Genomic DNA, 24,382 nt, shown 5'->3' with positions numbered 1-24,382 from the left:
CCATGAGGCACGCGAAGGCAGGCAAGAAGCTCGGCCGCGACTCGGCGCACCGTAAGGCGCTGTACTCGAACCTTGCCGGCGCGCTGATCACGCACGGCCGGATCGAGACGACCGAGGCCAAGGCCAAGGCAGTCAAGCCCTTCGCGGAGAAGATGATCACGCTCGGCAAGCGAGGCGACCTCCACGCGCGGCGCCTCGCGATGGCCGAGCTCCGGTCGAACGACGTCGTCCACAAGCTCTTCTCGGACGTCGCGCCGCGGTTCGCGGAGCGAAACGGCGGCTACACGCGTGTGGTCAAGCTCGGCCCGCGCCAGGGCGACGCGGCGTCGATGGCGCTGCTCGAGCTCGTGGACTACGAGGCGTAGTCTGTCCCAGTAGGGGACTGACCCACCGTGAAGCGGGGGACAGGCCCCCGGCGGGGCCGGTCTCCGAGGCATCCCGATGCTGACGATCGTCGCAGTCGTCCTGGCGCTGACCGTCCTCCCGTCCCCATGGGGATGGGTCGCCGTTCTCGCCGCCGCTGCGATCGACGTCGCCGAGACGGCCTTCTTCGTCCGCTGGTCGAAGCGGCGGCGTGCGACCGTCGGGGCGGAGACGCTGATCGGCCGCAGCGCAGTCGTCGTCCGCGCGCTCGCGCCGCAGGGCCAGGTGAAGCTCGACGGCGAGGTCTGGCAGGCCCGCGCCTCCGTCGAGCTCCTGCCGGGGGACGAGGTCGTCGTCACCGCGATCGAGGGTCTCGTCCTCGCCGTCGAACCGCGCAAGTGACACTGTGTTACAAGCAACGGCGTGCCGACGCTGCGTCTGACGCTCGAGTACGACGGAACGGGGTTTCGCGGCTGGGCGCGACAGCCTGGTGAGAGGACCGTCGAAGGCGTGCTGCGCGACGCGCTCGATGCGGTCGTGCCCGGATGGAGGGGCCTCGCCGTGGCGGGAAGGACGGACGCCGGCGTTCACGCGACGGGCCAGGTCGCGAGCCTCGACGCCGAAGGCGGACCTCCGCTCGAGCGACTCCCGGAAGCACTGAACACCGCCCTGCCTCACGACGTGGCCGTCCTCGCCGCCGAGGAGGCCTCCGACGGCTTCCACGCGCGCTTCTCTGCGACCGCGCGGTCGTACCGCTACGTCGTCCTCGCCCGGCGCGAGCGCGCGCCGCTCCGCGCTCGGCGCGCGCTCTGGTGGCCTCGGCCCGTCGAGCTCGAGTCACTCGAGGAGTGCGCCGCCGCTCTCGTCGGGGAGCACGACTTCAGGGCGTTCACGCCGACGGAGACGCAGCACGAGGTCTTTCGTCGCGAGATCCGCGCCGCGACGTGGCGACGCGCGGGAGACGAGCTGCATTTCACCGTGACTGCGGACTCGTTCCTGCGACACATGGTGCGCACGCTCGTGGGGACGATGCTCGAACGCGAGCCCGACGCATTCGTCCCGCTGCTGGCCGGCCGGCCCCGCTCGGAGGCGGGCTCGACGGCGCCGCCGTGGGGCCTCTATCTGGAGCGGGTCGAGTACGAGCGGTCGGCAGACCAAGACGGGCGAGGCTGAAGCCACGCCCGGAAGCCACTCCGCGGGGCGCGGCTACGATCGCCGGCATGCGGAGATCCGTCGTCCTGTTCGACCTCGACGGCACGCTCATCGACTCGGGGCCGATCATCCTCGCGTCGATGCGGCACGCGTCGATGACCGTCCTGGGCCGCGAGCCGGACGAGGAGCTCGTCAGGGCGGCGATCGGAGGGCCGGGGCTCGTCGCGCAGATGCGCGACCTCGATCCAGACCGCGTCGACGAGCTCGTCGAGGTCTACCGGGCGCACAACGAGCCGTTGCACGCCCAGCTCGAGGCGTTCCCCGGCGTCCTCACCCTCCTGCCGGTTCTTCGAGCCGAGGGCCACCGACTGGGGATCGTCACGGCCAAGCGGCTGCGCACCGTCGATCTCGCGCTCGACCGCTTCCCCGTCCTACGCGAGCTCATGGACGTCGTGATCGGCGCCGAGGACACGGAGCGGCACAAGCCGTACCCCGATCCCGTGCTCGAGGCGCTCCGGCGGCTCGATGCCGACGCGGCGGATGCGGCGTACGTCGGCGACTCGCCCTTCGACGTACGGGCGGCAAAGTCGGCCGGCGCCCTCGCGGTCGCCGTCGGCTGGGGCGGAATCCACCCCGACGAGCGCCTGCTGCACGAGGAGCCCGACGCCCTCGTCCACACGGCGGAGGAGCTGCATGCCGTCCTCTGAGGTCGCCGAGCGCGTCGGCGAGCTGCGTCGCATCGTCGAGCACCACAACTACCGCTACCACGTCCTCGACGACCCGGAGATCCCGGACAGCGCCTTCGATGCCCTCTTCGACGAGCTGAAGGGGCTCGAGGACGAGCATCCGGAGCTCGTGACGCCCGATTCGCCGACGCAGCGGGTCGGCGGCGCCCCCGCGGTCGGCTTCACCAAGGTGGAGCACCTGCTGCCGATGGGGTCGCTCGAGAAGGTCACGACCGGCGAGGCGCTCGAGAAGTGGGCCGTAGACGTGCGAAAGCGCCTCGGGACCGAAGAGCCGGTCGCATACGTGGTCGAGCCGAAGATCGACGGCTCCGCCATCTCGCTGCTCTACGAGGAGGGCAGCTTCGTCCGCGGCGCGACACGCGGCGACGGGACGCGCGGGGAGGACGTGACGCAGAACCTGCGGACGGTCGAAGCCGTGCCGCTCCGCATCCGCTCCGAGGGAGCTCCACCGCCCCTGCTCGAGGTGCGCGGCGAGATCTACTTCCCGCTCTCCGGCTTCGCCCGGTTCAACGAGGCGCAGGTCGCCGCGGGAAAGAAGCCGGCGCCGAACCCGCGCAACGCGGCCGCCGGGTCGTTGCGCCAGCTCGACTCGCGGATCACGGCCGAGCGGCCGCTCTCGCTCTGGGTCTACGGCTTCGGCGCGCGCGAGGGCGAGTTTCCGGACACGCAGTGGGAGATGCTCGCCTGGCTGCGCGAGCATGGCTTCCGCACGAATCCGCTGTCCGAGCGCGTCGAGACGATCGAGGAGGTCGCCGCGGCCTGCGCCGCCTGGGAGGCACGCCGTGCCGACCTCGACTACGAGATCGACGGCGTCGTGATCAAGGTCGACGACCTCGACCAGCAGCGGCGGCTCGGCGCGCTCCACGGACGCCCTCGGTGGGCGCGTGCCTACAAGTGGGCCCCGTCGACGGCGATCACGAAGCTGAACAAGATCCACATCCGGGTCGGCCGCACGGGCGCGCTCAACCCGTGGGCCGAGCTCGAGCCCGTGCACGTCGGAGGCGTCACGGTCTCGAATGCGACGCTCCACAACGAGGAGGACATCAACCGCAAGGACATCCGCGAAGGCGACCTCGTCATCGTCCAGCGCGCGGGCGACGTGATCCCGCAGGTCGTCGGGCCGGCCGGCGAGCACGCCAAGGGCACGAAGCCGTTCCGGATGCCGAGTCACTGCCCCCTCTGCGGCGTCGAGGTCGTGAAGCCCGAGGGCGAGGTGATGCACCGCTGCCCGAACCGGGCCTGTCCCTCGCGCGGGCTCGAGACGCTGATCCACTGGGTCAGCGCGGCGATGGACATCGAGGGCGTCGGGGAGCAGTTCGTCCGGCGGCTCTGGGACGAGGGGCTGCTCCGCTCGATGCCCGACCTCTACCGGCTGACGACCGACCAGCTCGCCCGCCTCGACGGCTACGGCGAGGTCTCGGCGGCCCGCGCGGTGTCGTCGATCGAGGCATCGAAGTCCCAGCCGTTCTCGCGCGTGCTGTTCGGGCTCAACATTCCGAAGATCGGCTGGGTGCTCGCGCGAAACCTCGCGCGGCACTTCGGGAGCGTCGACGCGCTCATCGGGGCGAGTCAGGAGGAGCTCGAGCGGACGGAGGGCATCGGCCCCGATCGCGCGGAGCTCGTTGCCGAGTGGTTCGCCGAGGACGAGAACGTGGCGCTCGTCCGCGAGCTCGAGAGCCTCGGCCTGACGATGACGGCCGGCGACGCCGAGCGGCCCGTGGAAGGGCCACTCAGCGGTCGCCAGTTCGTGATCACGGGCACCCTCGACGGCTTTACGCGAGACGAGGCCAAGTCCGCCCTCGAGGCCCTCGGCGCGAGGGTCTCCGACTCGGTGTCGAAGAAGACGGCCGGCGTTGTCGTGGGCGAGAATCCGGGCTCGAAGGTCGCGAAGGCCCAGAAGGCGGGTGTCCCGGTGCTCGACGAGGCGGCCCTCGTCGCGCTCCTGCAGGCGCAGCGCTAGCCGGCCTGGGCGACCGAACGGGCCAGCGCGGTGACGAAGCGGTCCTGCGCGGTCCGCGCCGGCCAGAACGCGACCGGCGACCCGTTCTGGAGCACGGCGAACACGACCGAGTCGTTCACGATGCCCGAGAGCGAGCACGCCAGGTTCGTCGTGCCCGTCTTGCCGCGCACGACGCCGGCGAGCGTCGGAAGCCGCGTCCGCAGAGTTCCGCTGCGACCGGCGACCGCCAGCGACCCCACGAACGCGTTCCGGATGCGGGGGTTCTCGAGGCCGGCGCGAATGACCGCGACGAGCGTCTCCGCCGTGATCCGGTCGAGTGACGAGAGGCCCGAGCCGTCGACGAGGCGCACGCCGGCGATCGGGATGCGCGCGGCGGCCATCTCCGCGAGCACCGTCTTCGCGCCGCGTGCGCTCGTCCCGACCTGCCCGTCGAGCGTGCCGAGATGCTTGAGCAGCATCTCGGCGGTGAAGTTGTCGCTGTCGCGGTTCATCGTCCTGACGATGACCGAGAGGCTCGCCGAGCGGTCGGTCGCGAGGACGACCGCGCCCGTCGGAGCGCGTCCGAGGCCCGGGCGCCCGGTGACGGCCATGCCGTGCGCCACGAGCGCGTCGCGGAGCGCCCTCGCGGCGAGCAGCGGAGGCGACAGCGCCGGCCAGCCCTTTGCCCGGTCGACGACGAGGGCCGAGAGCGGAGGCGTTTCGCCCCCGACGAAGTACTTCTTCCATCCGTCGCCGCCCCGCCGCCGGTCGAAGACGGTCTCGTCTCCGCGGACCCGGCCGGTCACGCTCCTGATGCCCGAGGCGCGCAACGAGGCCGCGAGCCGGCCGATATCGGCCGTCGTGAGCGTCGGGTCGCCGTTGCCCCGAAGGTAGAGGTCGCCCTTCCAGACGGAGCCCATCCGCTGTCCCGTGCCGAGCACGCTCGTCGTGAACCGGTAGCCGGGACCGAGACGGGTCAGCGCGGCCCACGAGACCGGGAGCTTCTCGTTCGAGGCGGGGTGAACCGGCACGTTCTGGTTGTGCCCGAAGAGAACGGTGCCGGTGCGCATGTCGACGGCGAGCGCCGACGTCTGGGCAAGCGAGACATACGGCGAGCGCAGGCTCTTCTGGAGACGCGACGCGAGGTCTCCCGAGGCGGCCGGCGGCGAGCCCACCGCCGTGGCCGCCATCGCCACCGTGCAGAGCGCGATCCTGAAGCGCACGGCGTCTAACCGTAGACGGTGATCGTGACGGTGCGCCGCCCCCACGCCCGCGCGGCCTCGGTGCTCGGCATCCAGAGGTCGATGATCGGGCCACGGATCGCCGACCCGACGTCGGCGGCGACGGCGCGGCCATAGCCCGGCACGAAGACGCGGGTGCCGAGCGGGATGACCCCGGGGTCCACGGCGATCACGCCGACGCCGACCGGAAGGCCGCTGGCCGTACGGCCGGGAAGGTGATAGGCGACCGCGTCCACGACGAGGGTCCGCGTCGCCGCACCGGGGGCCGGGGCGGCGGGTGCGCTCGAGGGCACGGCTTCGGCAGGCGCGGGGCGGGGAGCCGTCTCGCGCGAAAGCCGGGCCGACGCGCGCTCAGCCGCCTTTGCGCGCGCCTCGAGCTGCGCGAGCCGCGTCCGGGTCAGGTGGGTGCGGAGGCGAATCCGCGCGATCGTCGCGCGTCGGGCGTCCGCTGCAGCTGCGGTTGCCGCGACCGCGGCGCCGGCCCGGCGCTCGGCCTCTGCGAGCTGGATCCGCGCCCACGCGAGCTGCGCCACCCTCGTCCGGAGGAGGCGTGCGCGGGCACGCGCCTGGGCTGCGAGGCCGCGATTCCTGACCGTGGCGCGTTCGAGCTCGTCGATCCCGGCCAGCATCCCCGAGAACGAGCGCGCGCCGAGCAGCACGGCGACCGGGTCGGGCTCGCCGTCCGTGTAGAGACGACGGAGGAGCGCCGCGATTCGCGCGTTCGTCGCCTCGAGCGACCCGCGAACGATCGCCAGGTGCGCCCGCTCTCGCTCGAGCGAGGCCTCCAGGGCGAGCCGTCTCCGCTCAACCCGGCCGGCATGGCTTCGGGCGCGGGCCACCGAAGACTCCGCGGCGTAGAGCTCGAGCACGGCGGAGCGCTCCGCGGCCACGAGCGACGCGAGCCGCGCGTCCGGGCGCGACGCTCCAGGGGACGCCCCGGCCGTCCAGCCGAGGAGCCCGACGACGACGCACGGCACGAGATATCGCGCACTCCCCCGCACAGGGCGGAGGACCGTACCAGACGAATCAGGGCTGTTTGCAGAGATTTTCGCGTCGGTTGACCGTGCAGACGTCTTGTGGCGCTGCTAGGCTCCCCGACTTGTGGCCGGTGACCCCACCATCGGCGAGCCCCTCGTCGGGCGTGCGAGACGCGGCGTGACGCAGTTCTCGAGGCGACGGGTTCCACTGCTGCTCCTTCCCCTGGCGGCGCTCGCGGCGTTCCTCATCGTCGCCACCGGGCCGGCGACCGCCGACCCGTCCATCAGCTCGAAGCGGCAGCAGGCGCAGGCGATCATGGTCCAGATCCAGCAGATGGACTCGAGCCTCTCCCACGCGATCGAGTCGTACAACCTCGCGAACATCCAGCTCGGCCAGATCGACTCCGACCTGAAGACGAACGGCCGCCACCTGGTGATCGCGAAGTCGAGCCTCGGCGTCGCGCAGACCCACATCGCGAAGCGACTGCGCGCGCTGTACATCAACGGCGACGCGGGCGGCGCGGTCGAGGTGATCCTCGGCGCGAAGAGCCTCGACGACCTTCTCGACCGCATCGACATGGCGCAACGCGTCGGCGGTCAGGACGCGCAGGTGCTGACCGACGTCCGACGCTTCCAAAACGAGGTGCAGACGCGTCGCGCCAAGCTCCGTAGCGACAGGGCACGGCAGGCGCAGGTCGTCTCCGAGCGCGCGGCCCGCAAGCGCTCGATCGAGGGTCAGCTTGCGGAGCGGCAGCGGCTGCTGGCGTCGGTGAAGGACGAGATCGTCCGGATGGAGGCCGCCGAGCGGCGCCGGCAGGCCCAGCTCGAGGCGCAGGCGCGAGCGCGGTTCGCCGCCGAGGCGGCCGCACGCCAGTCGGCGCGGCAGCAGGCGCTCGAGCTGTCCTCCTCACCGTCGACGGACTATCCGGGGGACGCCACGCTCGCGTCGTCGTCTCCCTCCACGCCGGCTCCGCCTGCGAAGTACGGCGGTGTCGTCGGGATCGCCATGCAGTACCTCGGCGTCCCGTACGTCTGGGGCGGCGCCAGCCCGGCGGGCTTCGACTGCTCAGGCCTCGCGATGTACGTCTACGCGCAGATCGGAATCTCGCTGCCGCACAACGCGGCGATGCAGTACAGCTCGGTCGGCGTCTCGGTCTCGAGGAGCGACCTGCAGCCCGGCGACCTCGTCTTCTTCGACGGCCTCGGTCACATGGGCATCTACATCGGCGGCGGGCAGTTCATCCACGCGCCGCACACCGGCGACGTCGTCAAGATCTCGAGCCTCTCCGACTCCTGGTACGCGTCGACCTACGTCGGCGCGAAGCGCGTCACGTAGACGCGCTCGCCGCGCGACCGCGGCTAGACGAGTCGGCTGTGTACGGCGCAGATTGTCTAGCGCGGATCCCGCGCAGCGGGAGCCGCGCCGTCGTACAACGCCGCGACGTCGTCGGCGAAGTGATCGAGAACGACGCGCCGGCGAAGCTTGAGCGTCGGGGTGACCTCGCCGCGGTCCATCTCGAAGTCGCGCGGGAGGATGGTGAAGCGCTTGATCTGCTCGAACCGCGAGCGCTCGCGGTTGACCTCCTCGACGATCCCTGCCACGAGCTCCCTGACGCGCGGGTCGTATGCGAGCGCCTCGGGGTCGCCTTCGATCCCGTGCTCGGCGGCCCACTTGCCGACCTCCACGGGGTCGAGAGTGATGAGCGCGGCCGGGTAAGGCTTGCGGTCGCCGACCACGATCGCCTGCGAGACGAAGCGAGACGTCTTGAGGTCGTTCTCGAGGTTCTGCGGCGCGATGTTCTTCCCGCCTGCCGTGACGAGGATGTCCTTCTTGCGGTCGGTGATCGTGACGAAGCCGTCCTCGTCGATCGTGGCGATGTCCCCGGTCCGGAGCCAACCGTCGGGCCCGAGGACCGCGGCGGTCGCCTCCGGCTCCTTGAAATAGCCCGCGAAGACGGTCTCGCTGCGGATCAGGAGCTCGCCGTCCTCGGCCAGGCGGAGCTCGAACCCGGGTAGGGCCGGGCCGACGGTCCCGAAGCGGTAGCGCTCGCTCGTGTTCGTCGTCGCCGCGGTGGTGCACTCCGTGAGTCCGTAGCCCTCGAGGATGCAGATTCCGATCGCGTCGAAGAACTCCGCGATCTCCTTCGCCAGCGGCGCGCCACCGGAGATCGGCCGGCGCAGGCGGCCGCCGAGTCGCTCCTTGACCTTCGAGAAGACGAGCCGGTCGGCAAGGCGGTACTGCACTGCGAGACCGGTCGGCAGCGGCCTGCCGTCCTGGCGTAGGACGCTGGCCCTGCGTCCGACGGCGAGTGCCCAGTCGACGAGCTTCCGCTTGACGCCGGTCGTCTCCGCGAAGGTGGACGTGACGGCCGTGTGGACCTTCTCGTAGACCCGTGGGACGCTCGGAAGGATCGTCGGGCGCACCTGCGGCAGCGCGCGTGCTACGTCGAGCGGATCGGCCACGAAGGCGATGGTGTAGCCGACGTACGGCCCCGAGAGGTGCATCAACCGGCCGAAGTTGTGGGCGAGCGGCAGGTAGAGGAGCATCACGTCACCCGGCGCGCTGTGGTCCGGCAGCTCGTCGACCGTCGCGACCATCGCGTAGTAGTTGCGGTGGCGGATCATGCAGCCCTTGGGCGGACCGGTCGTGCCGGACGTGTAGATGAAAGTGAAGAGGTCTTCCTCGTCGATCGCGCCGACCGCCTCGCCCAGCGCGTTCGGGTGCGCCTCGCGGTACGCGCGGCCCTCCTCCTCGAGCGCAGGGAGGTCGGCGTAGGTGAGCACGTGACGCAGGGCTGGGAGGTCGGCGCGTCCCGCCTCGACCTTCGAACGCTGTCCCTCGTCCTCGCACAGCACGCCCACCGACTCGGAGTGGTCGAGGACGTAGTGGACGTCGTGCGGCGACGAGTTCGCGTAGACCGCGGCGCCGACCGCGCCGACGTGCGCCAGCGCGAAGTCGAACAGCGCCCACTCGACCGAGTTGCGGGCCAGGATCCCGAACGCGTCGCCCTTGCCCACGCCGCGCGCGAGGAGGCCGTTGGCGAGCAGCTCGACGCGCTCGGCCGCTTCCGGCCACGTGACGTCGCGCCAGGTCTCACCCTCGTCGACGAGGTACGCGGCCCCGGTGTTGCGCGCGACGGCATCGCGCCAGAGCCGGGGAATAGTGCGATTTCCCGCCATTACCAGGCACAGTAGTCGGAGGGAACGGCCCGGCGACACCGAATCCCGACCTCCGCCCCATAGACTGGGAGGAACATGCGCGTCACCTGGAACGGATCCCTGAGCTTCGGTCTCGTGAGCATCCCCGTCGGTCTCGCCCCCGCGACGAAGCCCGCGGCGCGGCAGTCGGACGTCTCCTTCCGGCTGCTCCATCGCGAGTGCCTGACGCCGATCAGGCAGAAGCGCTGGTGCCCGAAGCACGACCGGGAGGTGACCCCCGACGAGCTCGTCAAGGGCTGGGAGGTGGCGAAGGGCCAGTTCGTCGTCGTCGAGGAGGCCGAGCTCGAGGCGCTCGAGCGGCACGACGACTCGCGGACGATCGCGATCGAGCGGTTCGTCCCGCTCGCGGACGTCGATCCCGTCTGGATGGACCGAACCTACTTCCTCGTTCCGGGTGCCGCACCGGCACAGCGCAGGCCCTACAAGCTGTTGCTCGAGGCAATGGAGGAGGCGGGCGTCGGTGCGATCGGGCGGTTCGTCCGCTCCGGACGCGAATCGCTCTGCCTCGTCCGCACGCGCGGCAGCGGGCTCGTGCTCGAGACGATGTACCTCGTCGAGGACGTCTATTCGCAGGCGGAGATCGACGAGGCCATGGCCGAGACCGAGGTGAAGTCCAACGAGCTCGACCTCGCGCGCCAGATCGTCCAGGGCCTCGCCGCGGAGTTCGACCCGTCCGAGCTCGCGAGCGAGTACCGCCGCGACCTGCGGACGCTCCTCGAGGCGAAGCTCGCGGGCGAGGAGATCACTGCTCCCGAGCCCGCCGAGGAGCCTGCCCCGGCGGTCGACCTGATCGAGGCGCTCAAGGCGAGCGTGGCGGCGGCGAAGGCGTCGTCGGCGCGTCCGAAGAAGGCGGCCGCGAAGCAGTCCGCGCCGAAGCGCCCTGCGCGCAAGGCCGCGCGAAAGTAGCGTCGCAGACGTGACGAGGGGCCCTCGCGGGCCCCTCGTGAACGCTCGCGTGAGTCGGCGGCTAGTGCGCTGCCGCCTGCGACGCCCCGACGGCCTGCAGCTGGGCTTGGAAGAGATGCTTGTCGATCTTTCCCTGGTAGATCGGCACGCCTTCCTCGATGCAGAGCCGGATGACCGCCTCGCGGTCCATGTTGAGCTCCTTCGCGAGCTCGTCGGGCGTCAGGTGATTCGCCATCGACCTTGTCCTCCCTCGCGCCACGAAAAAGCCCGCCGACGCAACTGCGTGCAGGCGGGCTTCATGTGCGCTCCTCGTTCGCGGCGGGGGTCAACGGGCCCGCCTCCCGAAAACGTTCATCGTGCCCTCAGGATAGACGGTCGCCCGGGCGGTCCGCAATCCGCGAGCGCGTCCGTCAGACCGGGTTCTCGACCTCGACGAACTGCCACTCGAGCTCGAAGCGCTCGGCGAGGTGGGCCGCGAGCGCCTGGGCGCCGAAGCGCTCCGTCGCGTGGTGGCCGCCTGCGACGAGATGGACCCCGAGCTCCCGCGCCGTCGCCGCGCTCGGCTCCTCCGGCTCGCCAGTAAGGAGTGCGTCGTAGCCCTCGTGGGCGGCCTGCAGGAGGTCGTGGCCCGCGGCGCCCGTGGACACCGCGAGTCGCCGGATCTCCCGGTCGCCGCCGCGGAGGACGAGCGGCGGCCGTCCGAGCACCTCCTCGACCTTCGCCGCGAACGCGTCAAGGCCGAGCGGCTCGATCGTGCAGCCGCGGCCGACCCCGCCGAACGGCCCGATCGGCATCGCCCCGAGCCGTGCCGCGAGCTGCGCGTTGTTGCCGAGCGTCGGGTGGGCGTCGAGCGCGAGGTGGTATGCGGCGAGCGACGCGTTCCCGCGGAAGAGGGCCTCGAGGCGGCCGCGCAGCCTGGCGTCGACGACGAGCGGCTCGTTGCGCCAGAAGAGGCCGTGGTGGACGAGGACCAACTCGGCGCCGAGCTCCACCGCCCGCTCGAACAGCTCGCGCGAGCACGAGACGCCACAGGCAATGGTCGTGACGTCCTCCGATCCGACGACCTGCAGCCCCTGTGGGGCGAACTCGGGGAAGCGCTCGATCTCGAGGAGCTCGTTCGCGTGCCGGACGATCTCGTCGCGCCCCGCCATCCCGGCCGAGTCTACGGCGTGGTCGTGGGGGAACCACGGGTTCCCCCACGCCCGATCGGGGTGCCCAGATTCGAACTGGGGACCTCTCCGACCCGAACGGAGCGCGCTACCAGGCTGCGCCACACCCCGGGGCGCCAAGGGTAGCGGTTTTCGGCGCCGCCTCCCGGCGGGGACGGGCGCGGAACGTATTCTCGGACGATGCTCGCGGCTGTTCTCCTCGACGTCGACTTCACGCTCTTCCGGCCCGGGCCCGAGCTCGGGCCGGACGGGTACCGGCGCGTCGGCGCACGCCACGGGCTGACACTCGACCCGTCGCGCCACGCCGACGCCAGGGAGGCGGCGCTCACCGACCTCCAGGTGCATCCCGAGCTCGTCCACGACGAGGAGATCTGGATCCGGTTCACGGAGGCGATCGTCGTCGGGATGGGAGGCGACCCCGTGCTGGCGCGCTCCTGCGCGGTCGATCTCGTGCGCCAGTGGGAGCGCCACGAGAACTTCTTGCTCTATGAGGACGCGCTGCCGGCACTCGCGCTCCTTCGCGAGCACGGCCTCCGCGTCGGCCTGGTCTCGAACGGCCAGCGCGACCTCGAGGAGTTCGCACGCCACCACCGGCTCGACGTCGACGCGTGCGTCGGGTCGCGGGCGCATGGAAAGGTGAAGCCGCACCGCTCGATCTTCGAAGCCGCGCTGGCCGCCCTCGACGCTGCCGCGCCGGAGGCGGCGATGGTCGGCGACAGCTACGCGGACGACATCGAGGGCGCCCGCGCGCTCGGCATGCGCGCGATCCTGCTCGACCGCGAGGGCGCTCACGTCGGCGAGCCCGACCGGATCGACACGTTGCTCGCGCTGCCGGCGGCGTTGGGGTTGGCTCCCTTGTAGAGAGGCCAACCCCAGACAGACGCCGGGGTTGCGGCTCCCGCAAGCCCGCACCTATCCTGAGACGGTTGACTGACCGTTCAATCGCACGCGAGCGCGCCGACGGAGCGCGACAGCCCGGGGCGGAGGAGAAGCGGCGCCGGATCCTCGATGCAGCGGTGCGGGTCTTCGCCCGCCGGGGCTTCCACGCCTCGCGCGTCGGGGACATCGCCGAGGAGGCGGGTGTGGCCCACGGCCTGCTCTACCACTACTTCTCCTCGAAGGACGAGGTGCTGCAGACCGTCTTCCGCGAGAACTGGGCCGAGCTGCTCGAGCGCTTCGAGCAGGTCGAGGAGTCGGACGAGCCGGCGGACGAGAAGCTGCACGGGATCGTCAAGATCCTCCTGCGCACGTGGCGAAACGACCCGGACCTGGTCACGGTGATGGTGCGCGAAGTCGGGCGCAGCGCGCATCTCGCGAGCCAGGTCGAGGTCATCGGCCAGGGCTTCGCCGTGATCGAGCGGGTGATCGAGCAGGGCCAGGGCGAGGGCGTGTTCCGCGCGGAGCTCGACCCACGTCTTGCGAGCTGGGTGGTGTACGGCGGCCTCGAGGAGATCCTCACGGGCTGGGTGATGGGCAGGCTCCCCGACGGCGACGAGGAGGTCGCCCGTGCCGAGCGCACGATCGTCGACGTCGTTCTCGGCGGCCTACGGACGGCGCCGGTCGTCGCCTGACGGCGGGGGCCGCCGCGACACGCTCGTTCTCGGGGCGGGCGCGCTCGGCCTCGCCTGGGCGCTGACGACGACGGCGGCGTACCTGCCGCCGATCCTCGGCCGCTACACGGAGTCGACGACGCTCGTCGGGCTCGTTCTGGCGGGGGAGGGGGCATTCGCGTTGACGCTGCCGCTCGTCATCGGCCCGTGGAGCGACACCTTCCACACGCCGCTCGGCCGTAGGCGCCCCTTCATGCTCGTCGCCCTCGGCCCGATGACGTTTGCGCTAGCGCTGCTCGCCTTCATGCCGAATCTCTGGACGACGGCACTGATGCTGTTCGCGCTGTTCTTCGCGTACTACGTCTACGAGCCGCCGTACCGGGGTCTGTACCCCGACGTGCTGCCCGACAGCGTCTTCGGCCGTGCGCAGGGCGTGCAGCACGTCTTCCGCGGCGTCGCGATCGCGGGAGCGCTGATCGGCGGGGGCTACCTCTTCCATGTGTGGCGGCCCGCGCCGTTCCTCGTGGCGGCCGGGGTGGTCGCGACCGCCTGCCTCGTCCCCATCGTCCTCGTCACCGAGGACGGGGGCCACGGCCGCGTGTTCGAGGGCGTGCGCACGTACGTCGCGCAGTCGTGGCGCGTGCTGCGCGCGAACCGCGACGTCGCGACGTTCCTCGTGTGCAACACCGCCTGGGAAGGGACGTTCGCCGGTGCACGCACCTTCGTCGTCCTCTACGTGACGGTCGGCCTCGACGAGCCGCTCTCGACCTCGACCTACATCCTCGCGGCGGTCGCGGGCGGCTACATCGTCGCGGCGCTCGTCGCGGGACGTATCGGCGACCGCGTCGGGCTCGCGCGCGTCATCAGCGTCGCGTCGGCCGTCTACGGCGTCGGGCTGCTCGCCGGCGGCCTCGGGCGCGAGTGGCACGCCTGGTATCTCGGGCTGATCTTCGTCGTCGCGATCGCCGGCGGCACCGTCATGACCCTCGCGTGGGGGCTCCTCTTCAAGCTGATGCCGCCGGGCGAGCGCGGCGCGATCTCGGGCCTCGCGACGACGACGAAGGGCGTCGGGCTCGTGATCGGGCCGCTCGCCGCGGGCGCCGTGATCGACATCCTCGGGCCGCACCTCGAGGCGACGGAGGGCTACCAGGCGCTCTGGCCCGTGCTCGGCGTCCCGATCATCCTTGCGATCCCGCTCGTCGCCCGCCTCGCGCGGGTCGAGTCAGAGGCAGACCGCGTGGCCGCGAGCGAGCAGCGCGAAGCCCCAGACGTCGCCGTCGACGACGTAGGCGACCGACCGCGGGCCTGAGCCCGGCAGCGTGAAGGCCTCGTAGCCGCGGCAGGCCGTTCGTTGCAGTGGCGCGTAGGTCGACTGCAGTCTGAGGGACGGCTCACCGATCGCGAGCCCTTGCGCGGTGCGCCAGCCGGCCGGCGCCCAGAGCGTGAAGACCGCGTCGACGCGTCCGCGGCGCAGCTCGACTCCCGCTCCCTCCGGGCGGAACGCGAAGCGGTTGAAATAGAGCGTCTCTGCGGCGCACCCGCGACAGCGCCCGTACGCCCGGCCCCACCGGGCAACGACGTCGTCGAGGGACGAACCCAGCGTGACGCCGCCGAGTGAGCGCCCGGGCACGAAGACGCCGGCGTCGGGAGGGGCGGCACGTGCGCTCGCGGCGGCGAGCAGCGCCACAACGGCGACCAGCGACAGCTGTGCGGCCGCCCGAATCGTCCTGATCTCCTAGCGGCCGGTGGGGCGAAGCCACATCAGCCGCGGCCGAATGCGTTCTCCCCCGTGAGCGCCTGGCCGACGACGAGTGTGTGTACCTCGTGCGTCCCCTCGTAGGTGAGCACGGACTCGAGGTTGTTCATGTGGCGAATGACGGGGTACTCGAGCGTGATGCCGTTGCCACCGAGGATCGTCCGCGCCGAGCGGCACACCTCGAGGGCCCCACGCACGTTGCCCATCTTCCCGAGGCTCACGTGCTCGGGCCGTAGCGTCCCCTCGTCCTTCATGCGGCCGATGTGGAGCGCGACGAGGCCCGCCCGGTTCACCTCGAGCGCCATCTCGGCGAGCTTCTGCTGCGTCAGCTGGTAGGCGGAGATCGGCTTCCCGAAGACGATGCGCTCGCGCGCGTACGCCAGTGCCTCCTCGAAGCACGCCCGCGCCGCGCCGACGGCACCGAAGACGATCCCGAAACGGGCCTCGTTGAGGCAGGAGAGCGGGCCCCGTAGCGTCGACGAGCCGGGCAGCATGGCGTCTCCGGGGACCCGAACGTCCTGGAGCACGAGCTCGGACGTGACCGATGCTCGGAGTGAGAGCTTCTTGTGGATCTCGGGCGCCGAGAAGCCGGGCGTGCCCTTCTCGACGAGGAAGCCGCGGATCTCGCCGTCGTCGGTCTGCGCCCAGACGACTGCGACGTCGGCGATCGTGCCGTTCGTGATCCACATCTTCGCTCCGTTCAGGACCCAGTCCGAGCCCTCGCGGCGCGCATGGGTGCGCATCGCCCCGGGGTCGGAGCCCGCATCGGGCTCGGTGAGCCCGAAGCAGCCGATCGTCTCCCCGCGGTGCATCGGCGGGAGCCAGCGCTCCTTCTGCTCCTCGGAGCCCCAGCGCCAGATCGCGAACATCGCCAGCGAGCCCTGCACGGAGACGGCGCTGCGGACGCCCGAATCGCCGGCCTCGAGCTCGAGGCACGTGAGACCGTAGGCCACGGAGCTCGCACCGGGTAGCCCGTACCCCTCGAGGTGCATGCCGAAGAGCCCGAGCTTGGCGAGCTCCTGGACAACCTCGCGGGGCAGGATGCCCTGTTCGAACCAGTCGCCGACGTCGGGAAGGATGCGCTCGCGGACGAACCGGCGCACCGTGTCACGGATCGCGCGCTCTTCGTCATCGAGGAGTGCGTCGAGCGCGAGGAAGTCGAGTGGGTCGAGCTGAGTCGGTGCCTGAGTTGTCGTCGCCACGGTGGGATCCTCCGTCGGTCGAGGCGTGAGTGATTGTAGAGAGGCGCGACCCCACCCAGTGGCCCTGGACACCGCACGCTCGGGCGTCGGATGATGCGGTGATGGCGGGCGGCGCGGCGCAAGGGATCGACGAGCTGTTGGCGGCCGCCCGGCGGCGCATCCATCGCCTCGCGCCGGAGGGGGCGTGGGCGGCGGCCTCGACCGGGGACGCGGTGATCGTCGACATCCGCTCACAGGACGACCGCCGCGACACGGGCATCGTCCCGGGCTCGCTCCACATCCCCCGCACGGTGCTCGAGTGGCGGGTCGACCCGTCGAGCGACTGGCACAACCCGCACGTCGTCGACCGCGAGCTTCGGCTCCTGCTGCTCTGCTCGCACGGATTCTCGTCGTCGCTCGCCGCCGCGACGCTCGTCGACCTCGGCTTCCGGCGGGCCGGCGACGTCATCCGCGGCTTCGAGGCGTGGTCTGCCCTCGGGCTGCCCGTGGCACCCGCGCCGTGTCGCCGCGACGACGTGGCGCCGGGCATGGGGGGTCCCGAGCCCTGAGGCGCTTGCCACCCCGTCGCGGGCGGGCTACCCTATTGACTGACTAGTCAATCGACGCCCCAGGAGCACGCGATGGCGACCATGGAGACCGGGCTTGCGAACGGCGTCTCGTTCGCGCTCACGGACGAGCAGAAGGAGCTCCGCGCCCTCGCGCGCGAGTTCGCCGAGAAGGAGATCCGGCCAAAGGCGGCGGAGCACGACGAGCACCAGACGCACCCCGCCGAGATCGTGGCCAAGGCCCACGAGCTCGGCCTCATGAACCTCCACCTCCCGGAGTCGCTCGGAGGGCCGGAGCTGTCGGCGTTCGACGGGATGCTCGTCGGCGAGGAGCTCAACTGGGGCTGCTCCGGGATCGGCACCTCGATCGGGGCGAACGGGCTCGCGGCCGGCCCGATCCTGGTCGCCGGCACGGAGGAGCAGAAGCGGGAGTGGCTCGCGCCGCTCGTCTCGGACCCGATCCTCGGCTGCTTCGGGCTCTCCGAGCCCGGCGCCGGGTCGGACGTCTCGGGGATCCAGACGACAGCGGTGCGTCACGGGGACGAGTACGTGATCAACGGCTCGAAGATGTTCATCACGAACGCGGGTCAGGCCTCGTGGATCGTCTGCTTCGCGTCGACCGACAAGTCGAAGGGCCACCGCGGCCTCACCGCCTTCGTGATCCCGATGGACGCCGAGGGCGTCACGATCGAGAAGCATCTCGACAAGATGGGGCAGCGGGCGACGGACACCTCGGCGGTCGCCTTCCAGGACGTCGTCGTCCCGGCCGCGAACCGCCTCGGCGAGGAGGGCGACGGCTTCAAGATCGCGATGCAGACGCTCGACTTCACCCGCCCGGGCACGGCGGTGGGAGCGGTCGGCGTCGCGCAGGCGGCGTACGAGCTTGCCGTCGACTATGCGAAGGAGCGCGTCCAGTTCGGCGTGCCGATCGCGATGAACCAGGGCGTCTCGTTCCTCGTCGCCGACATGGCGACCGAGATCGAGGCCGCGCGACTCCTCACCTGGCAGGCGGCGTGGATGATCGACCAGGGCTACGGCCGGAAGGCGACGAAGTACTCGTCATTCGCGAAGCGGTTCGCGGCCGACACGGCGATGAAGGTCACCACCGACGCGGTACAGGTCTTCGGCGGCTACGGCTACATCAAGGAGTACCCGGTCGAGAAGCTCATGCGCGACGCGAAGCTCTTCCAGATCTACGAGGGCACGTCGCAGATCCAGCGCCTCGTGATCGCGAAGGAGATCTTCCTGCCGAGCTCCTAGCCGTCGGCTGGGGACGCGGCTTCAGCCGCGCCCCTGTATCCCCCCGGCGAGCTCGCGCTGGAACGGCGGGAGAAAGCTCGGCGTTACGCGGACGTCGCCGAGCCAGGCGGCGAGGCGCTCCGCCTCGGCTTCGACCGCCCGCTCCGCCTCTCGGCCGACGTCCTCGAGGAGCCGGACGACGATCTCGCCGTCCTTGCGCTGGGCCCAGCCGCCGACGACACGGCCCTGCCACCAGACCGTCGGCCCGGCGTTGCCGTTCGAGTCGAACAGGACGGACGCGTGCTCGCCGAGGTACCAGCCCCGCTCCTTCCAGCCCATCGTCGTCGGGTCGAGCGTCGGGAGCAGGGCGGCCCTCGGAGCGGGGCGCACGGTTGGCTCCACGTCGTCGGCGAGGACATAGCCCGTGGCGCCGTCGAGGTCGACGGCCGCATGCGAGACCGCTGCGAGCGCCGCGCGCGCCTCGCGCGCCGTCCAACCGGCCCACCACCGGATGTCCGTCTCCGTCGCCGGGCCGAACGACGCGAGCCAGCGGCGTAGGAGCGCCGCCCGGGCGGCGTGCGGGTCGAGCCGTCCGAGCTCGCGGCCCAGCCAGGCGCGGGTCGGCACCCAGCGGTACTGCCCGTGCGTCCACGACGTGCGCGGCCGCCCGCGCACCAGGGCCCCTTCTGCAGCGAGCAGCGGGAGCACGCGCGAGGCGGCGCTCGGCTGCGCCTCCCAGCGCGTCCCGGCGCCGAGACGCAGCTTCGAGGCGAGGACGGGCTCGTCCGCGGAGACGTCCGCTGTGAACGCTTCTCCTCGCGCCTCGACGGCACGGAGGGCCGTCGCGAAGGCCCTGTCGAGCCACGCTGCCGGCTCGTCCGTCACGCCGCTCTGCGCGACGAGCCCCTCGAGCCGCTTGCGCTCACGAGCCGCGATCGTCAGCGTGCACGCAGCCTGGACGACCGCCGCGAGCTCGCGGGGGACGACCCACAGCGTCCGCCGCATCCCGAGCATCCGGACGAGCTCCCGCTCCCCGTAAAGCGCGTCTTCGAGGCGCTCCGGCCTGAAGTCGACCGAGCGCGCCCACGTCGAGAGGAATACCGTCGCGGGGTCGGTCGAGTGCAGGGCGACGAGCGACTCGACGACCTCGAGCGGGGTCGTCGCCAGGCTCTGGGCGACCAGCCGATGACGCCGTACCAGCCGTGCGCGCCGCTCGTCGACCGACATCCGCTCCACGGAGCTCAGCCCTCTTCGGCGAGCGCTGCCCGGAGGAAGCGCTCCGGCGCCTCGAGGAACGCACGCGTGAGGCTCACTGCCTCGAGGTCGTCGTACGCCCTCTCCTCGATCCCGGTCGCGTCGAGCTCGTAGATCCGCGCTCCAGGACAGGCGAGCAAGACCGGCGAGTGCGTTGCCACGACGAGCTGCGAGCCGTTGCCCGCAGCCCTGACCATGATCGCGAGAAGGGCGAGCTCCCCTGTGATCGACAATGCCGCCTCGGGCTCGTCGAGGATGTAGAGGCTCTCGCCGCCGAACCTGTTGGCCGCCAGCGCGAGGAACGACTGGCCGTGCGACTGTTCGTGGAGCGCGCGCCCGCCGTAGAGCGAGACGTCGGGTGCGAAGGTCGTTCCGCCGTCGACGAAGGCGGCGACGTTGAAGAAGCTCTCCGCTCGGAGGAAGTAGCCGTTGCGCGGCTTGTGCTCGGTGAGCTGCGGCACCAGCGCCCCTCCGAGCACGGGTCGAGTCACGGCCGGCAGCTCGCCGAGCCGCTCGAGCTCACCGCCACCCTCGGCGAAGCCGATCGCGGCCGCGAGCGCCTCGACGATCGTCGACTTCCCACTGCCGTTCTCACCGGCGAGGAGCGTGATGGACGCATCGAGCTCGAGCCGCTCGATCGCCTCGACGGCCGGAACGTCGAATGGGAATCCTTCGCGCCACTGCTCCGCGTCCCGACGGAGCCCGAGGAGATACGGGCCGCGCCCGAACCGCCGGACGTCACGTGTACGTGCCACGCGTGCACCGTAGTCGGGCCGTCGCACTCCCGAGAGCCGGGGCGCGCGGCCGAGGTCGGTCCGCACGCGGAGGTCGGTCCCTCCCTCGGAAAGGTGAGAATCCGGCCTTGTGACCTCGGCTACATTTCGAGGCCGTGTCATCCGGCGCGAGCAGCGTTTCAGGAGTGGCGCGCCGGCGACGCTCTTCCCGCAGCGCGGTGCGCAGGGCCGTCCTCGCGGTCGGTGTCTTCGTGCTGGTCGCAGGCGGGGCGGCGACGCTCTTCGCGGGCTCTCCCACGCGGCTCCCGGCGGGCACGACGGTCGCCGGGCTCGACGTCGGGGGCCTTTCCGTCAGCGCCGCCACCGTTGCGCTCGAGCGGCGCTCCGACGCGCTCGAGCACGAGCCGATCGAGTTCGTCGCCGGGGGCAGGACGTTCACGCTGCGCGCGTCACAGCTCGGTGTGCGGCCCGACTGGGCGGCGGCCGTGAGGCAAGCAGCCGAGTCGACGGACGGGTTCGCGCCCGTCCGTGGCCTGAGGCGCGTGCGAGCGCGGATCTTCGGCGCGGAGGTGGAGCCTCACGTCGCCGTCTTCCCGTCCGTCCTGCGCTACACCGTCGGCCGGATCGCCGCCGCGGTCGACCGGCCGGCCGTCGACGCCTCGCTCGAGCGGCGCGGCCTCTCGTTCGTCACATCGCCGGCCCGCGCGGGCGTGCGGCTCGACCGCAGCCTCGCCTCCGCGACGATCGTGAACGCGCTCGCGTCGCTCGAGCGAGACGGTCCCGTGCGCCTACCGGTCGCGCGAGCGGAGCCCCGCGTCGTCGTGGACGACCTCGCCGACGCAGCGACCGCGGCGCAGACCGCGGTATCCGGGCCGGTGACGCTGACGGTCGGCCCGACCCGGTTCCGGTTGCCCCGCTGGCGCATCGCGCAGCTCCTCGACCTGCCGAACGGCGGCGCCACCGGCGTCTCGGTCGCCGGACCGTCTGCCCAGCGCTGGCTCGCGTCGCTCGCGCGCTCCGTCGACCGGGACCCGCGCGACGCGACGTTCCGCGTCGTCTCCGGGGGAATCGAGCTCGTGCCGTCGCACCCCGGCCGGACGCTCGATCTCGACGCGGCGCGGAAGGCGCTTCAGAAGGCGGTGTTCTCGAGCTCGGGCCGCGCCGCGACGGTCGCGACCAGCACGACGCGCGCTGCACGAACCACCGAGGTCGCTCGGGCGATGGGGATCGAGGAGGTGGTCGGCTCGTACACGACGACCTACGGTGGCACGCCGGGCCGCCTTCACAACGTCCAGCTGGTCGCGGAGCTGATCGACGGCGCACTCGTCGCACCGGGCGCGCGCTTCTCCTTCAACCAGACGACCGGGGAGCGAAACGCGGCCAAAGGCTTCGAGGAGGCGCCGGTGATCATCAACGGCGAGCTCGAGAGCGGGATCGGTGGCGGCGTCTGCCAGGTCTCGACCACCGTGTTCAACGCCGCCTTCGAGGCCGGGCTCTCGATCGAGAAGCGAACGAACCACGCGCTCTACATCAGCCACTACCCGATCGGTCGCGATGCGACCGTGAACTACCCGGACTTGGACCTCGTCTTCCGCAACGACACCGACCACTGGCTCCTGCTGCGCACATTCGTGAGCCCGGGCTCGCTCACCGTCAACCTCTACGGCACCTCGCCGGATCGCCGCGTCGAGACGGAGACCGCACCGCTCGAGGTCGACGGGAAGGTGCCGTGGAAGCGGATCGACGACGACACGATGTTCAAAGGCCAGAAGGTCGTCGAGCAATGGGGCTCGCCGCCGCGCTCGACGAGCGTGACGAGGCGCGTCTACAACCCCGACGGCAGCTTGCTCTACAACACGACGTGGCGCTCGTACTACGTCGGCGAGCCGACCGTCGTCCGTCTCGGCACGAAGCCCCGGCCGAAGCCCGAGCCCTCGAAGCCCGCGAAGCCGGACGTCAAGGCCGCGGCGACCCCGACGACGAAGGAGCCGGCGCTTCCGCCGGCGACGTCGACGACCGCTCGGCCCTGAGGACGTCCGCGACGAACCACTCCGGGACCCGCGTCGGCCGGCGCGTCGCCGCGTCGACCGTCGCATGGGCGGTCCACCCGTGCGCGACGCGGACGCCGTCGCGATCGACCTGGTAGTCGAAGCGGAAGCGCGCTCCGCGCAGGTCGGCGCAGCGCACCCCGATGTCGAGGACGTCGTCGAAGACGGCGGCGCGCTCGTACTCGAGGTGGACGCCGGTCGTCAGTGCCTCGATCCCGCGCTCGCGGATCGCACGGTAGCCGCCGGCGAACGCGGCGAGATACGCGACGCGGGCCACCTCGAGCCAGACGACGAACGACGCGTGGTGCGCGATCCCCTGCGCGTCCGTCTCCGCGAAGCGGACGCGCACCTGGTGGGTGAACGGGTAGCCGTCCATCGGACCGAGATATATCGGGCCGTACGATGCGGTGCATGGGGACCGCGGCCGATCTCGCGGCGCTGATCCGCGACCGCGGTCCTGCGGTCGTGCTCACCGGCGCGGGCATGTCGACGGAGAGCGGGGTCCCCGATTTCCGCTCCTCCTCCGGTCTGTGGGCGGAGGTCGACCCGTTCGAGGTCGCGTCGATCGACGCGTTTCGCCGGGATCCGCTCCGCGTCTGGCGCTGGTACGGCCCCCGGATCGCCGGCCTCCTCGCAGCGGAGCCGAACGCAGGGCACGTCGCCCTCGCCGCGCTCGAGCGTTCCGGCCACGTGCGCGGCGTCGTGACCCAGAACATCGACCTGCTCCATACGCGGGCAGGCAGCGTCGACGTGACGGAGGTGCACGGCTCGATCGCGCGCTTCACCTGTCTCGCCTGCGGCGGCGAAGAGGCGCTCGCGCCGGTCCTCGCTCAGCTCGAGCTGCGCGAGGCGCCGGTCTGCGCCGCCTGCGGCTCGATCCTCAAGCCCGGCGTGGTGATGTTCGGCGAGCTCCTGCCACCCGATGCGATGCTGCGGGCGGAGCTCCTCTGCCGCGAGGCCCCGCTCCTGCTCGTCGTGGGCTCGTCGCTCCAGGTCTGGCCGGTCGCCGGCCTGCCGAACGAGACCCTCTCGGCGGGTGGGGCGATGGCGATCGTGAACCTCGACGAGACGCCGTACGACGCCCACGCCGCGATCATCGTCCGCGACGGGTCCGGCCCGACGCTCGCGGCGGTGGCCGGCGCGCTGGCATAGACTGTCGCCATGGCGACGACGAAGACCGACGACGTGATCGGGCGGCTCTCGGCGAAGGGCGAGGAGGCCCTGCAGAAGCTCACCGACCTGCCGGGCGGCTCCCGTACCCTGCAGGCGTTCAACGACCTCCGTAACCGCGTGGACGAGCTCTCGAAGCGGATCCGCGGGATCGACGCGCTCGAGCAGCGGGTGACGAAGCTCGAGAAGGAGGTCGCGTCGCTGCGGCGGGCGCAGAAGCCGGCGTCGAGTCAGTCGCCGACGCGCAAGGCGTCTCCCTGACCGCGCGGGACACGAAGGCGTAGCGCGCGCGGCATGATCTCGAGTCGTACCGGTGTCGTTCCGGGCTGCTCGCCGTCGAGCTCCACGGGGAGCGGTGCGTCGCTCGAGATCGTCACCGTCGCACCGCGCAGGAGCTCCGCCTTCGGATGCGGCAGGTGCGTCCCCCGGTAGATCTTCGGCATCGTCAGCACGAGGTCGCGCTTCGTGATGTCCCCGATCGTGAGGACGTCGAAGAGCCCGTCGTCGGCCTCGGCGTCCGGGCAGATCTGGAGGCCGCCGCCGAAGAAACGACCGTTCGCGACCACGACGTCGAACATCTTCGCGGCCCGCTGCTCGCCGCCGACCGTCAGCTGGACCTCGCTCGCCTGCCAGCCCGAGAAGACAGCGAACGTCGCCCAGAGGTAGGAGAGCTTCCCGCCGAGCGCCTTCGTCGTCTCGTTCGCACGCTTCGCGATTGCCCCGCTCATGCCTGTGCTTGCGACGTTGGCGAACGCCGTCGTCGCGTCGGAGCCGTCCCACGCGCGGTACGAGGCCCGTCCGAGGTCGATGCTGCGGACGTCCCCCTCGAGCGCCACGCGCACCGCCTCGTCGATCTTGCGGGGGATCCCGAACGTGCGCGAGAAGTCCCACCCGGTGCCGCGCGGCACGAGCGCGACCTCGGGCTGCCCGCCGAGCCCGACGAGCCCGTTCGCGACCTCGTTGACCGACCCGTCCCCGCCGACGACGACGAGGAGCTCGGCTCCTCCGAGCGCCGCCTCGCGCGCGAGCTCGGCGAGGTGGCCGGGCCGCTCGCTGAAGAGCGTGTCGCCCTCGAGCCCGCCCGCCGCCGCCCGGCGCGCCAGCTCCGGCCAGCGTCTCCCTGTGGAGCCATTGGCCGAGGCGGGGTTGACGAGGAAGACGGTCTTCACGCG

General features: G+C 71.6%; 26 protein-coding genes and 1 tRNA gene. 15 read left to right on the top strand and 12 right to left on the bottom strand.

Going from position 1 to position 24,382, the window contains the following annotated elements:
• Positions 1 to 2: 2 nt before the first annotated feature.
• From rplQ to ligA, 5 genes are all read left to right on the top strand, one after another.
• Complete coding sequence (rplQ, locus tag VNM44_RS01855) at positions 3 to 365, top strand: 50S ribosomal protein L17 (protein ID WP_325621970.1); 363 nt, start codon at positions 3 to 5, stop codon at positions 363 to 365.
• Between the two features lie 76 nt (positions 366 to 441).
• Entirely contained in the window at positions 442 to 765 is a 324-nt protein-coding gene (locus VNM44_RS01850) for an NfeD family protein (protein WP_325621968.1), read from the top strand.
• 21 nt (positions 766 to 786) lie between these two features.
• The gene (gene truA, locus VNM44_RS01845) at positions 787 to 1,536 is read left to right on the top strand and encodes a tRNA pseudouridine(38-40) synthase TruA (protein ID WP_325621966.1); all 750 of its coding nucleotides are present in this window, start codon (positions 787 to 789) and stop codon (positions 1,534 to 1,536) included.
• A 47-nt stretch (positions 1,537 to 1,583) separates the two neighbouring features.
• Positions 1,584 to 2,222 carry an HAD-IA family hydrolase gene (locus VNM44_RS01840; RefSeq protein ID WP_325621963.1) on the top strand — a complete coding sequence of 213 codons (639 nt, stop codon included), beginning with the start codon at positions 1,584 to 1,586 and terminating at the stop codon, positions 2,220 to 2,222.
• On the top strand, positions 2,209 to 4,221 hold the full coding sequence (gene ligA / locus VNM44_RS01835; RefSeq protein WP_325621962.1) for an NAD-dependent DNA ligase LigA: 2,013 nt from the start codon (positions 2,209 to 2,211) through the stop codon (positions 4,219 to 4,221). Before VNM44_RS01840 ends, ligA begins: the two co-directional genes overlap by 14 nt.
• Here ligA and VNM44_RS01830 read toward each other — a convergent pair.
• Positions 4,218 to 5,423, bottom strand: coding sequence for a D-alanyl-D-alanine carboxypeptidase/D-alanyl-D-alanine-endopeptidase (locus tag VNM44_RS01830; RefSeq protein WP_325621960.1), 1,206 nt, complete (start codon positions 5,421 to 5,423; stop codon positions 4,218 to 4,220). The two genes, ligA and VNM44_RS01830, sit on opposite strands and share 4 nt — an antisense overlap.
• A 5-nt stretch (positions 5,424 to 5,428) precedes the next feature.
• Entirely contained in the window at positions 5,429 to 6,418 is a 990-nt protein-coding gene (locus tag VNM44_RS01825; protein WP_325621958.1) for a 3D domain-containing protein, read from the bottom strand.
• Positions 6,419 to 6,542: 124 nt separating this feature from the next.
• Here VNM44_RS01825 and VNM44_RS01820 point away from each other — a divergent pair, with 124 nt between their 5' ends.
• Positions 6,543 to 7,754 carry a C40 family peptidase gene (locus VNM44_RS01820; protein ID WP_325621956.1) on the top strand — a complete coding sequence of 404 codons (1,212 nt, stop codon included), beginning with the start codon at positions 6,543 to 6,545 and terminating at the stop codon, positions 7,752 to 7,754.
• 56 nt (positions 7,755 to 7,810) lie between these two features.
• On the opposite strand, the gene VNM44_RS01815 is transcribed toward VNM44_RS01820, so the two are convergent.
• Entirely contained in the window at positions 7,811 to 9,598 is a 1,788-nt protein-coding gene (locus tag VNM44_RS01815; RefSeq protein ID WP_325621954.1) for a long-chain fatty acid--CoA ligase, read from the bottom strand.
• 75 nt (positions 9,599 to 9,673) lie between these two features.
• On the opposite strand from VNM44_RS01815, the gene VNM44_RS01810 reads away from it, so the two are divergent.
• Entirely contained in the window at positions 9,674 to 10,543 is an 870-nt protein-coding gene (locus VNM44_RS01810; protein WP_325621952.1) for a Ku protein, read from the top strand.
• A 61-nt stretch (positions 10,544 to 10,604) separates the two neighbouring features.
• On the opposite strand, the gene VNM44_RS01805 is transcribed toward VNM44_RS01810, so the two are convergent.
• From VNM44_RS01805 to VNM44_RS01795, 3 genes are all read right to left on the bottom strand, one after another.
• Positions 10,605 to 10,778, bottom strand: coding sequence for a hypothetical protein (locus VNM44_RS01805; RefSeq protein ID WP_325621950.1), 174 nt, complete (start codon positions 10,776 to 10,778; stop codon positions 10,605 to 10,607).
• Between the two features lie 175 nt (positions 10,779 to 10,953).
• Positions 10,954 to 11,694: a Nif3-like dinuclear metal center hexameric protein gene (locus VNM44_RS01800; protein ID WP_325621948.1), complete on the bottom strand. Its 741-nt coding sequence runs from the start codon at positions 11,692 to 11,694 to the stop codon at positions 10,954 to 10,956.
• Positions 11,695 to 11,749: 55 nt separating this feature from the next.
• Positions 11,750 to 11,823: transfer RNA gene (locus VNM44_RS01795), tRNA-Pro, on the bottom strand.
• A gap of 69 nt (positions 11,824 to 11,892) precedes the next feature.
• On the opposite strand from VNM44_RS01795, the gene VNM44_RS01790 reads away from it, so the two are divergent.
• The 3 genes from VNM44_RS01790 (at position 11,893) to VNM44_RS01780 (ending at position 14,571) form a co-directional block, all read left to right on the top strand.
• Positions 11,893 to 12,573, top strand: coding sequence for an HAD-IA family hydrolase (locus tag VNM44_RS01790; protein ID WP_325621946.1), 681 nt, complete (start codon positions 11,893 to 11,895; stop codon positions 12,571 to 12,573).
• Positions 12,574 to 12,638: 65 nt separating this feature from the next.
• The gene (locus VNM44_RS01785; protein WP_325621944.1) at positions 12,639 to 13,283 is read left to right on the top strand and encodes a TetR/AcrR family transcriptional regulator; all 645 of its coding nucleotides are present in this window, start codon (positions 12,639 to 12,641) and stop codon (positions 13,281 to 13,283) included.
• Positions 13,219 to 14,571 carry an MFS transporter gene (locus tag VNM44_RS01780; protein ID WP_325621941.1) on the top strand — a complete coding sequence of 451 codons (1,353 nt, stop codon included), beginning with the start codon at positions 13,219 to 13,221 and terminating at the stop codon, positions 14,569 to 14,571. Before VNM44_RS01785 ends, VNM44_RS01780 begins: the two co-directional genes overlap by 65 nt.
• Here VNM44_RS01780 and VNM44_RS01775 read toward each other — a convergent pair.
• Complete coding sequence (locus tag VNM44_RS01775; protein ID WP_325621938.1) at positions 14,485 to 14,949, bottom strand: hypothetical protein; 465 nt, start codon at positions 14,947 to 14,949, stop codon at positions 14,485 to 14,487. The genes VNM44_RS01780 and VNM44_RS01775 overlap by 87 nt on opposite strands.
• Before the next feature lie 74 nt (positions 14,950 to 15,023).
• Entirely contained in the window at positions 15,024 to 16,220 is a 1,197-nt protein-coding gene (locus VNM44_RS01770; protein WP_325621936.1) for an acyl-CoA dehydrogenase family protein, read from the bottom strand.
• Positions 16,221 to 16,321: 101 nt separating this feature from the next.
• On the opposite strand from VNM44_RS01770, the gene VNM44_RS01765 reads away from it, so the two are divergent.
• Positions 16,322 to 16,768: a rhodanese-like domain-containing protein gene (locus VNM44_RS01765; RefSeq protein WP_325621934.1), complete on the top strand. Its 447-nt coding sequence runs from the start codon at positions 16,322 to 16,324 to the stop codon at positions 16,766 to 16,768.
• A gap of 72 nt (positions 16,769 to 16,840) precedes the next feature.
• Positions 16,841 to 18,025 (top strand): acyl-CoA dehydrogenase family protein, encoded by a 1,185-nt coding sequence (locus tag VNM44_RS01760; protein ID WP_325621932.1) that lies wholly within the window; start codon positions 16,841 to 16,843, stop codon positions 18,023 to 18,025.
• Positions 18,026 to 18,046: 21 nt separating this feature from the next.
• Here the strand turns inward: VNM44_RS01760 and VNM44_RS01755 are convergent, their stop codons facing one another.
• Positions 18,047 to 19,231: a winged helix DNA-binding domain-containing protein gene (locus VNM44_RS01755; protein WP_325621991.1), complete on the bottom strand. Its 1,185-nt coding sequence runs from the start codon at positions 19,229 to 19,231 to the stop codon at positions 18,047 to 18,049.
• Positions 19,232 to 19,245: 14 nt separating this feature from the next.
• Entirely contained in the window at positions 19,246 to 20,013 is a 768-nt protein-coding gene (locus VNM44_RS01750; protein ID WP_325621930.1) for an AAA family ATPase, read from the bottom strand.
• Between the two features lie 197 nt (positions 20,014 to 20,210).
• Between VNM44_RS01750 and VNM44_RS01745 the strand changes: the two genes are divergently transcribed.
• A complete protein-coding gene (locus VNM44_RS01745) occupies positions 20,211 to 22,022 on the top strand; it encodes a VanW family protein (RefSeq protein ID WP_325621927.1) in 1,812 nt (603 codons plus the stop codon).
• On the opposite strand, the gene VNM44_RS01740 is transcribed toward VNM44_RS01745, so the two are convergent.
• A complete protein-coding gene (locus VNM44_RS01740) occupies positions 21,949 to 22,416 on the bottom strand; it encodes a thioesterase family protein (RefSeq protein ID WP_325621925.1) in 468 nt (155 codons plus the stop codon). The genes VNM44_RS01745 and VNM44_RS01740 overlap by 74 nt on opposite strands.
• Before the next feature lie 35 nt (positions 22,417 to 22,451).
• Between VNM44_RS01740 and VNM44_RS01735 the strand changes: the two genes are divergently transcribed.
• Positions 22,452 to 23,192 carry an NAD-dependent deacylase gene (locus VNM44_RS01735; RefSeq protein WP_325621923.1) on the top strand — a complete coding sequence of 247 codons (741 nt, stop codon included), beginning with the start codon at positions 22,452 to 22,454 and terminating at the stop codon, positions 23,190 to 23,192.
• A 9-nt stretch (positions 23,193 to 23,201) separates the two neighbouring features.
• On the top strand, positions 23,202 to 23,471 hold the full coding sequence (locus VNM44_RS01730; RefSeq protein WP_325621922.1) for a hypothetical protein: 270 nt from the start codon (positions 23,202 to 23,204) through the stop codon (positions 23,469 to 23,471).
• On the opposite strand, the gene VNM44_RS01725 is transcribed toward VNM44_RS01730, so the two are convergent.
• The gene (locus VNM44_RS01725) at positions 23,441 to 24,379 is read right to left on the bottom strand and encodes a diacylglycerol kinase family protein (protein WP_325621920.1); all 939 of its coding nucleotides are present in this window, start codon (positions 24,377 to 24,379) and stop codon (positions 23,441 to 23,443) included. The genes VNM44_RS01730 and VNM44_RS01725 overlap by 31 nt on opposite strands.
• Positions 24,380 to 24,382 lie beyond the last annotated feature (3 nt).

Origin of the sequence: Gaiella sp. (assembly GCF_035558935.1) — a bacterium.
GTDB lineage: Bacteria > Actinomycetota > Thermoleophilia > Gaiellales > Gaiellaceae > Gaiella.
The sequence above is the reverse complement of the archived record's forward strand: the minus strand, read 5'-3'. Positions and strand labels throughout refer to the sequence as shown.

Coding starts and splice junctions, on each gene's coding strand:
- rplQ (WP_325621970.1), top strand. CDS start 3: ATGAGGCACGCGAAGGCAGGCAAGAAGCTCGGCCGCGACTCGGCGCAC.
- VNM44_RS01850 (WP_325621968.1), top strand. CDS start 442: ATGCTGACGATCGTCGCAGTCGTCCTGGCGCTGACCGTCCTCCCGTCC.
- VNM44_RS01840 (WP_325621963.1), top strand. CDS start 1,584: ATGCGGAGATCCGTCGTCCTGTTCGACCTCGACGGCACGCTCATCGAC.
- ligA (WP_325621962.1), top strand. CDS start 2,209: ATGCCGTCCTCTGAGGTCGCCGAGCGCGTCGGCGAGCTGCGTCGCATC.
- VNM44_RS01815 (WP_325621954.1), bottom strand. CDS start 9,598: ATGGCGGGAAATCGCACTATTCCCCGGCTCTGGCGCGATGCCGTCGCG.
- VNM44_RS01810 (WP_325621952.1), top strand. CDS start 9,674: ATGCGCGTCACCTGGAACGGATCCCTGAGCTTCGGTCTCGTGAGCATC.
- VNM44_RS01805 (WP_325621950.1), bottom strand. CDS start 10,778: ATGGCGAATCACCTGACGCCCGACGAGCTCGCGAAGGAGCTCAACATG.
- VNM44_RS01800 (WP_325621948.1), bottom strand. CDS start 11,694: ATGGCGGGGCGCGACGAGATCGTCCGGCACGCGAACGAGCTCCTCGAG.
- VNM44_RS01790 (WP_325621946.1), top strand. CDS start 11,893: ATGCTCGCGGCTGTTCTCCTCGACGTCGACTTCACGCTCTTCCGGCCC.
- VNM44_RS01765 (WP_325621934.1), top strand. CDS start 16,322: ATGGCGGGCGGCGCGGCGCAAGGGATCGACGAGCTGTTGGCGGCCGCC.
- VNM44_RS01760 (WP_325621932.1), top strand. CDS start 16,841: ATGGCGACCATGGAGACCGGGCTTGCGAACGGCGTCTCGTTCGCGCTC.
- VNM44_RS01755 (WP_325621991.1), bottom strand. CDS start 19,231: ATGTCGGTCGACGAGCGGCGCGCACGGCTGGTACGGCGTCATCGGCTG.
- VNM44_RS01740 (WP_325621925.1), bottom strand. CDS start 22,416: ATGGACGGCTACCCGTTCACCCACCAGGTGCGCGTCCGCTTCGCGGAG.
- VNM44_RS01735 (WP_325621923.1), top strand. CDS start 22,452: ATGGGGACCGCGGCCGATCTCGCGGCGCTGATCCGCGACCGCGGTCCT.
- VNM44_RS01730 (WP_325621922.1), top strand. CDS start 23,202: ATGGCGACGACGAAGACCGACGACGTGATCGGGCGGCTCTCGGCGAAG.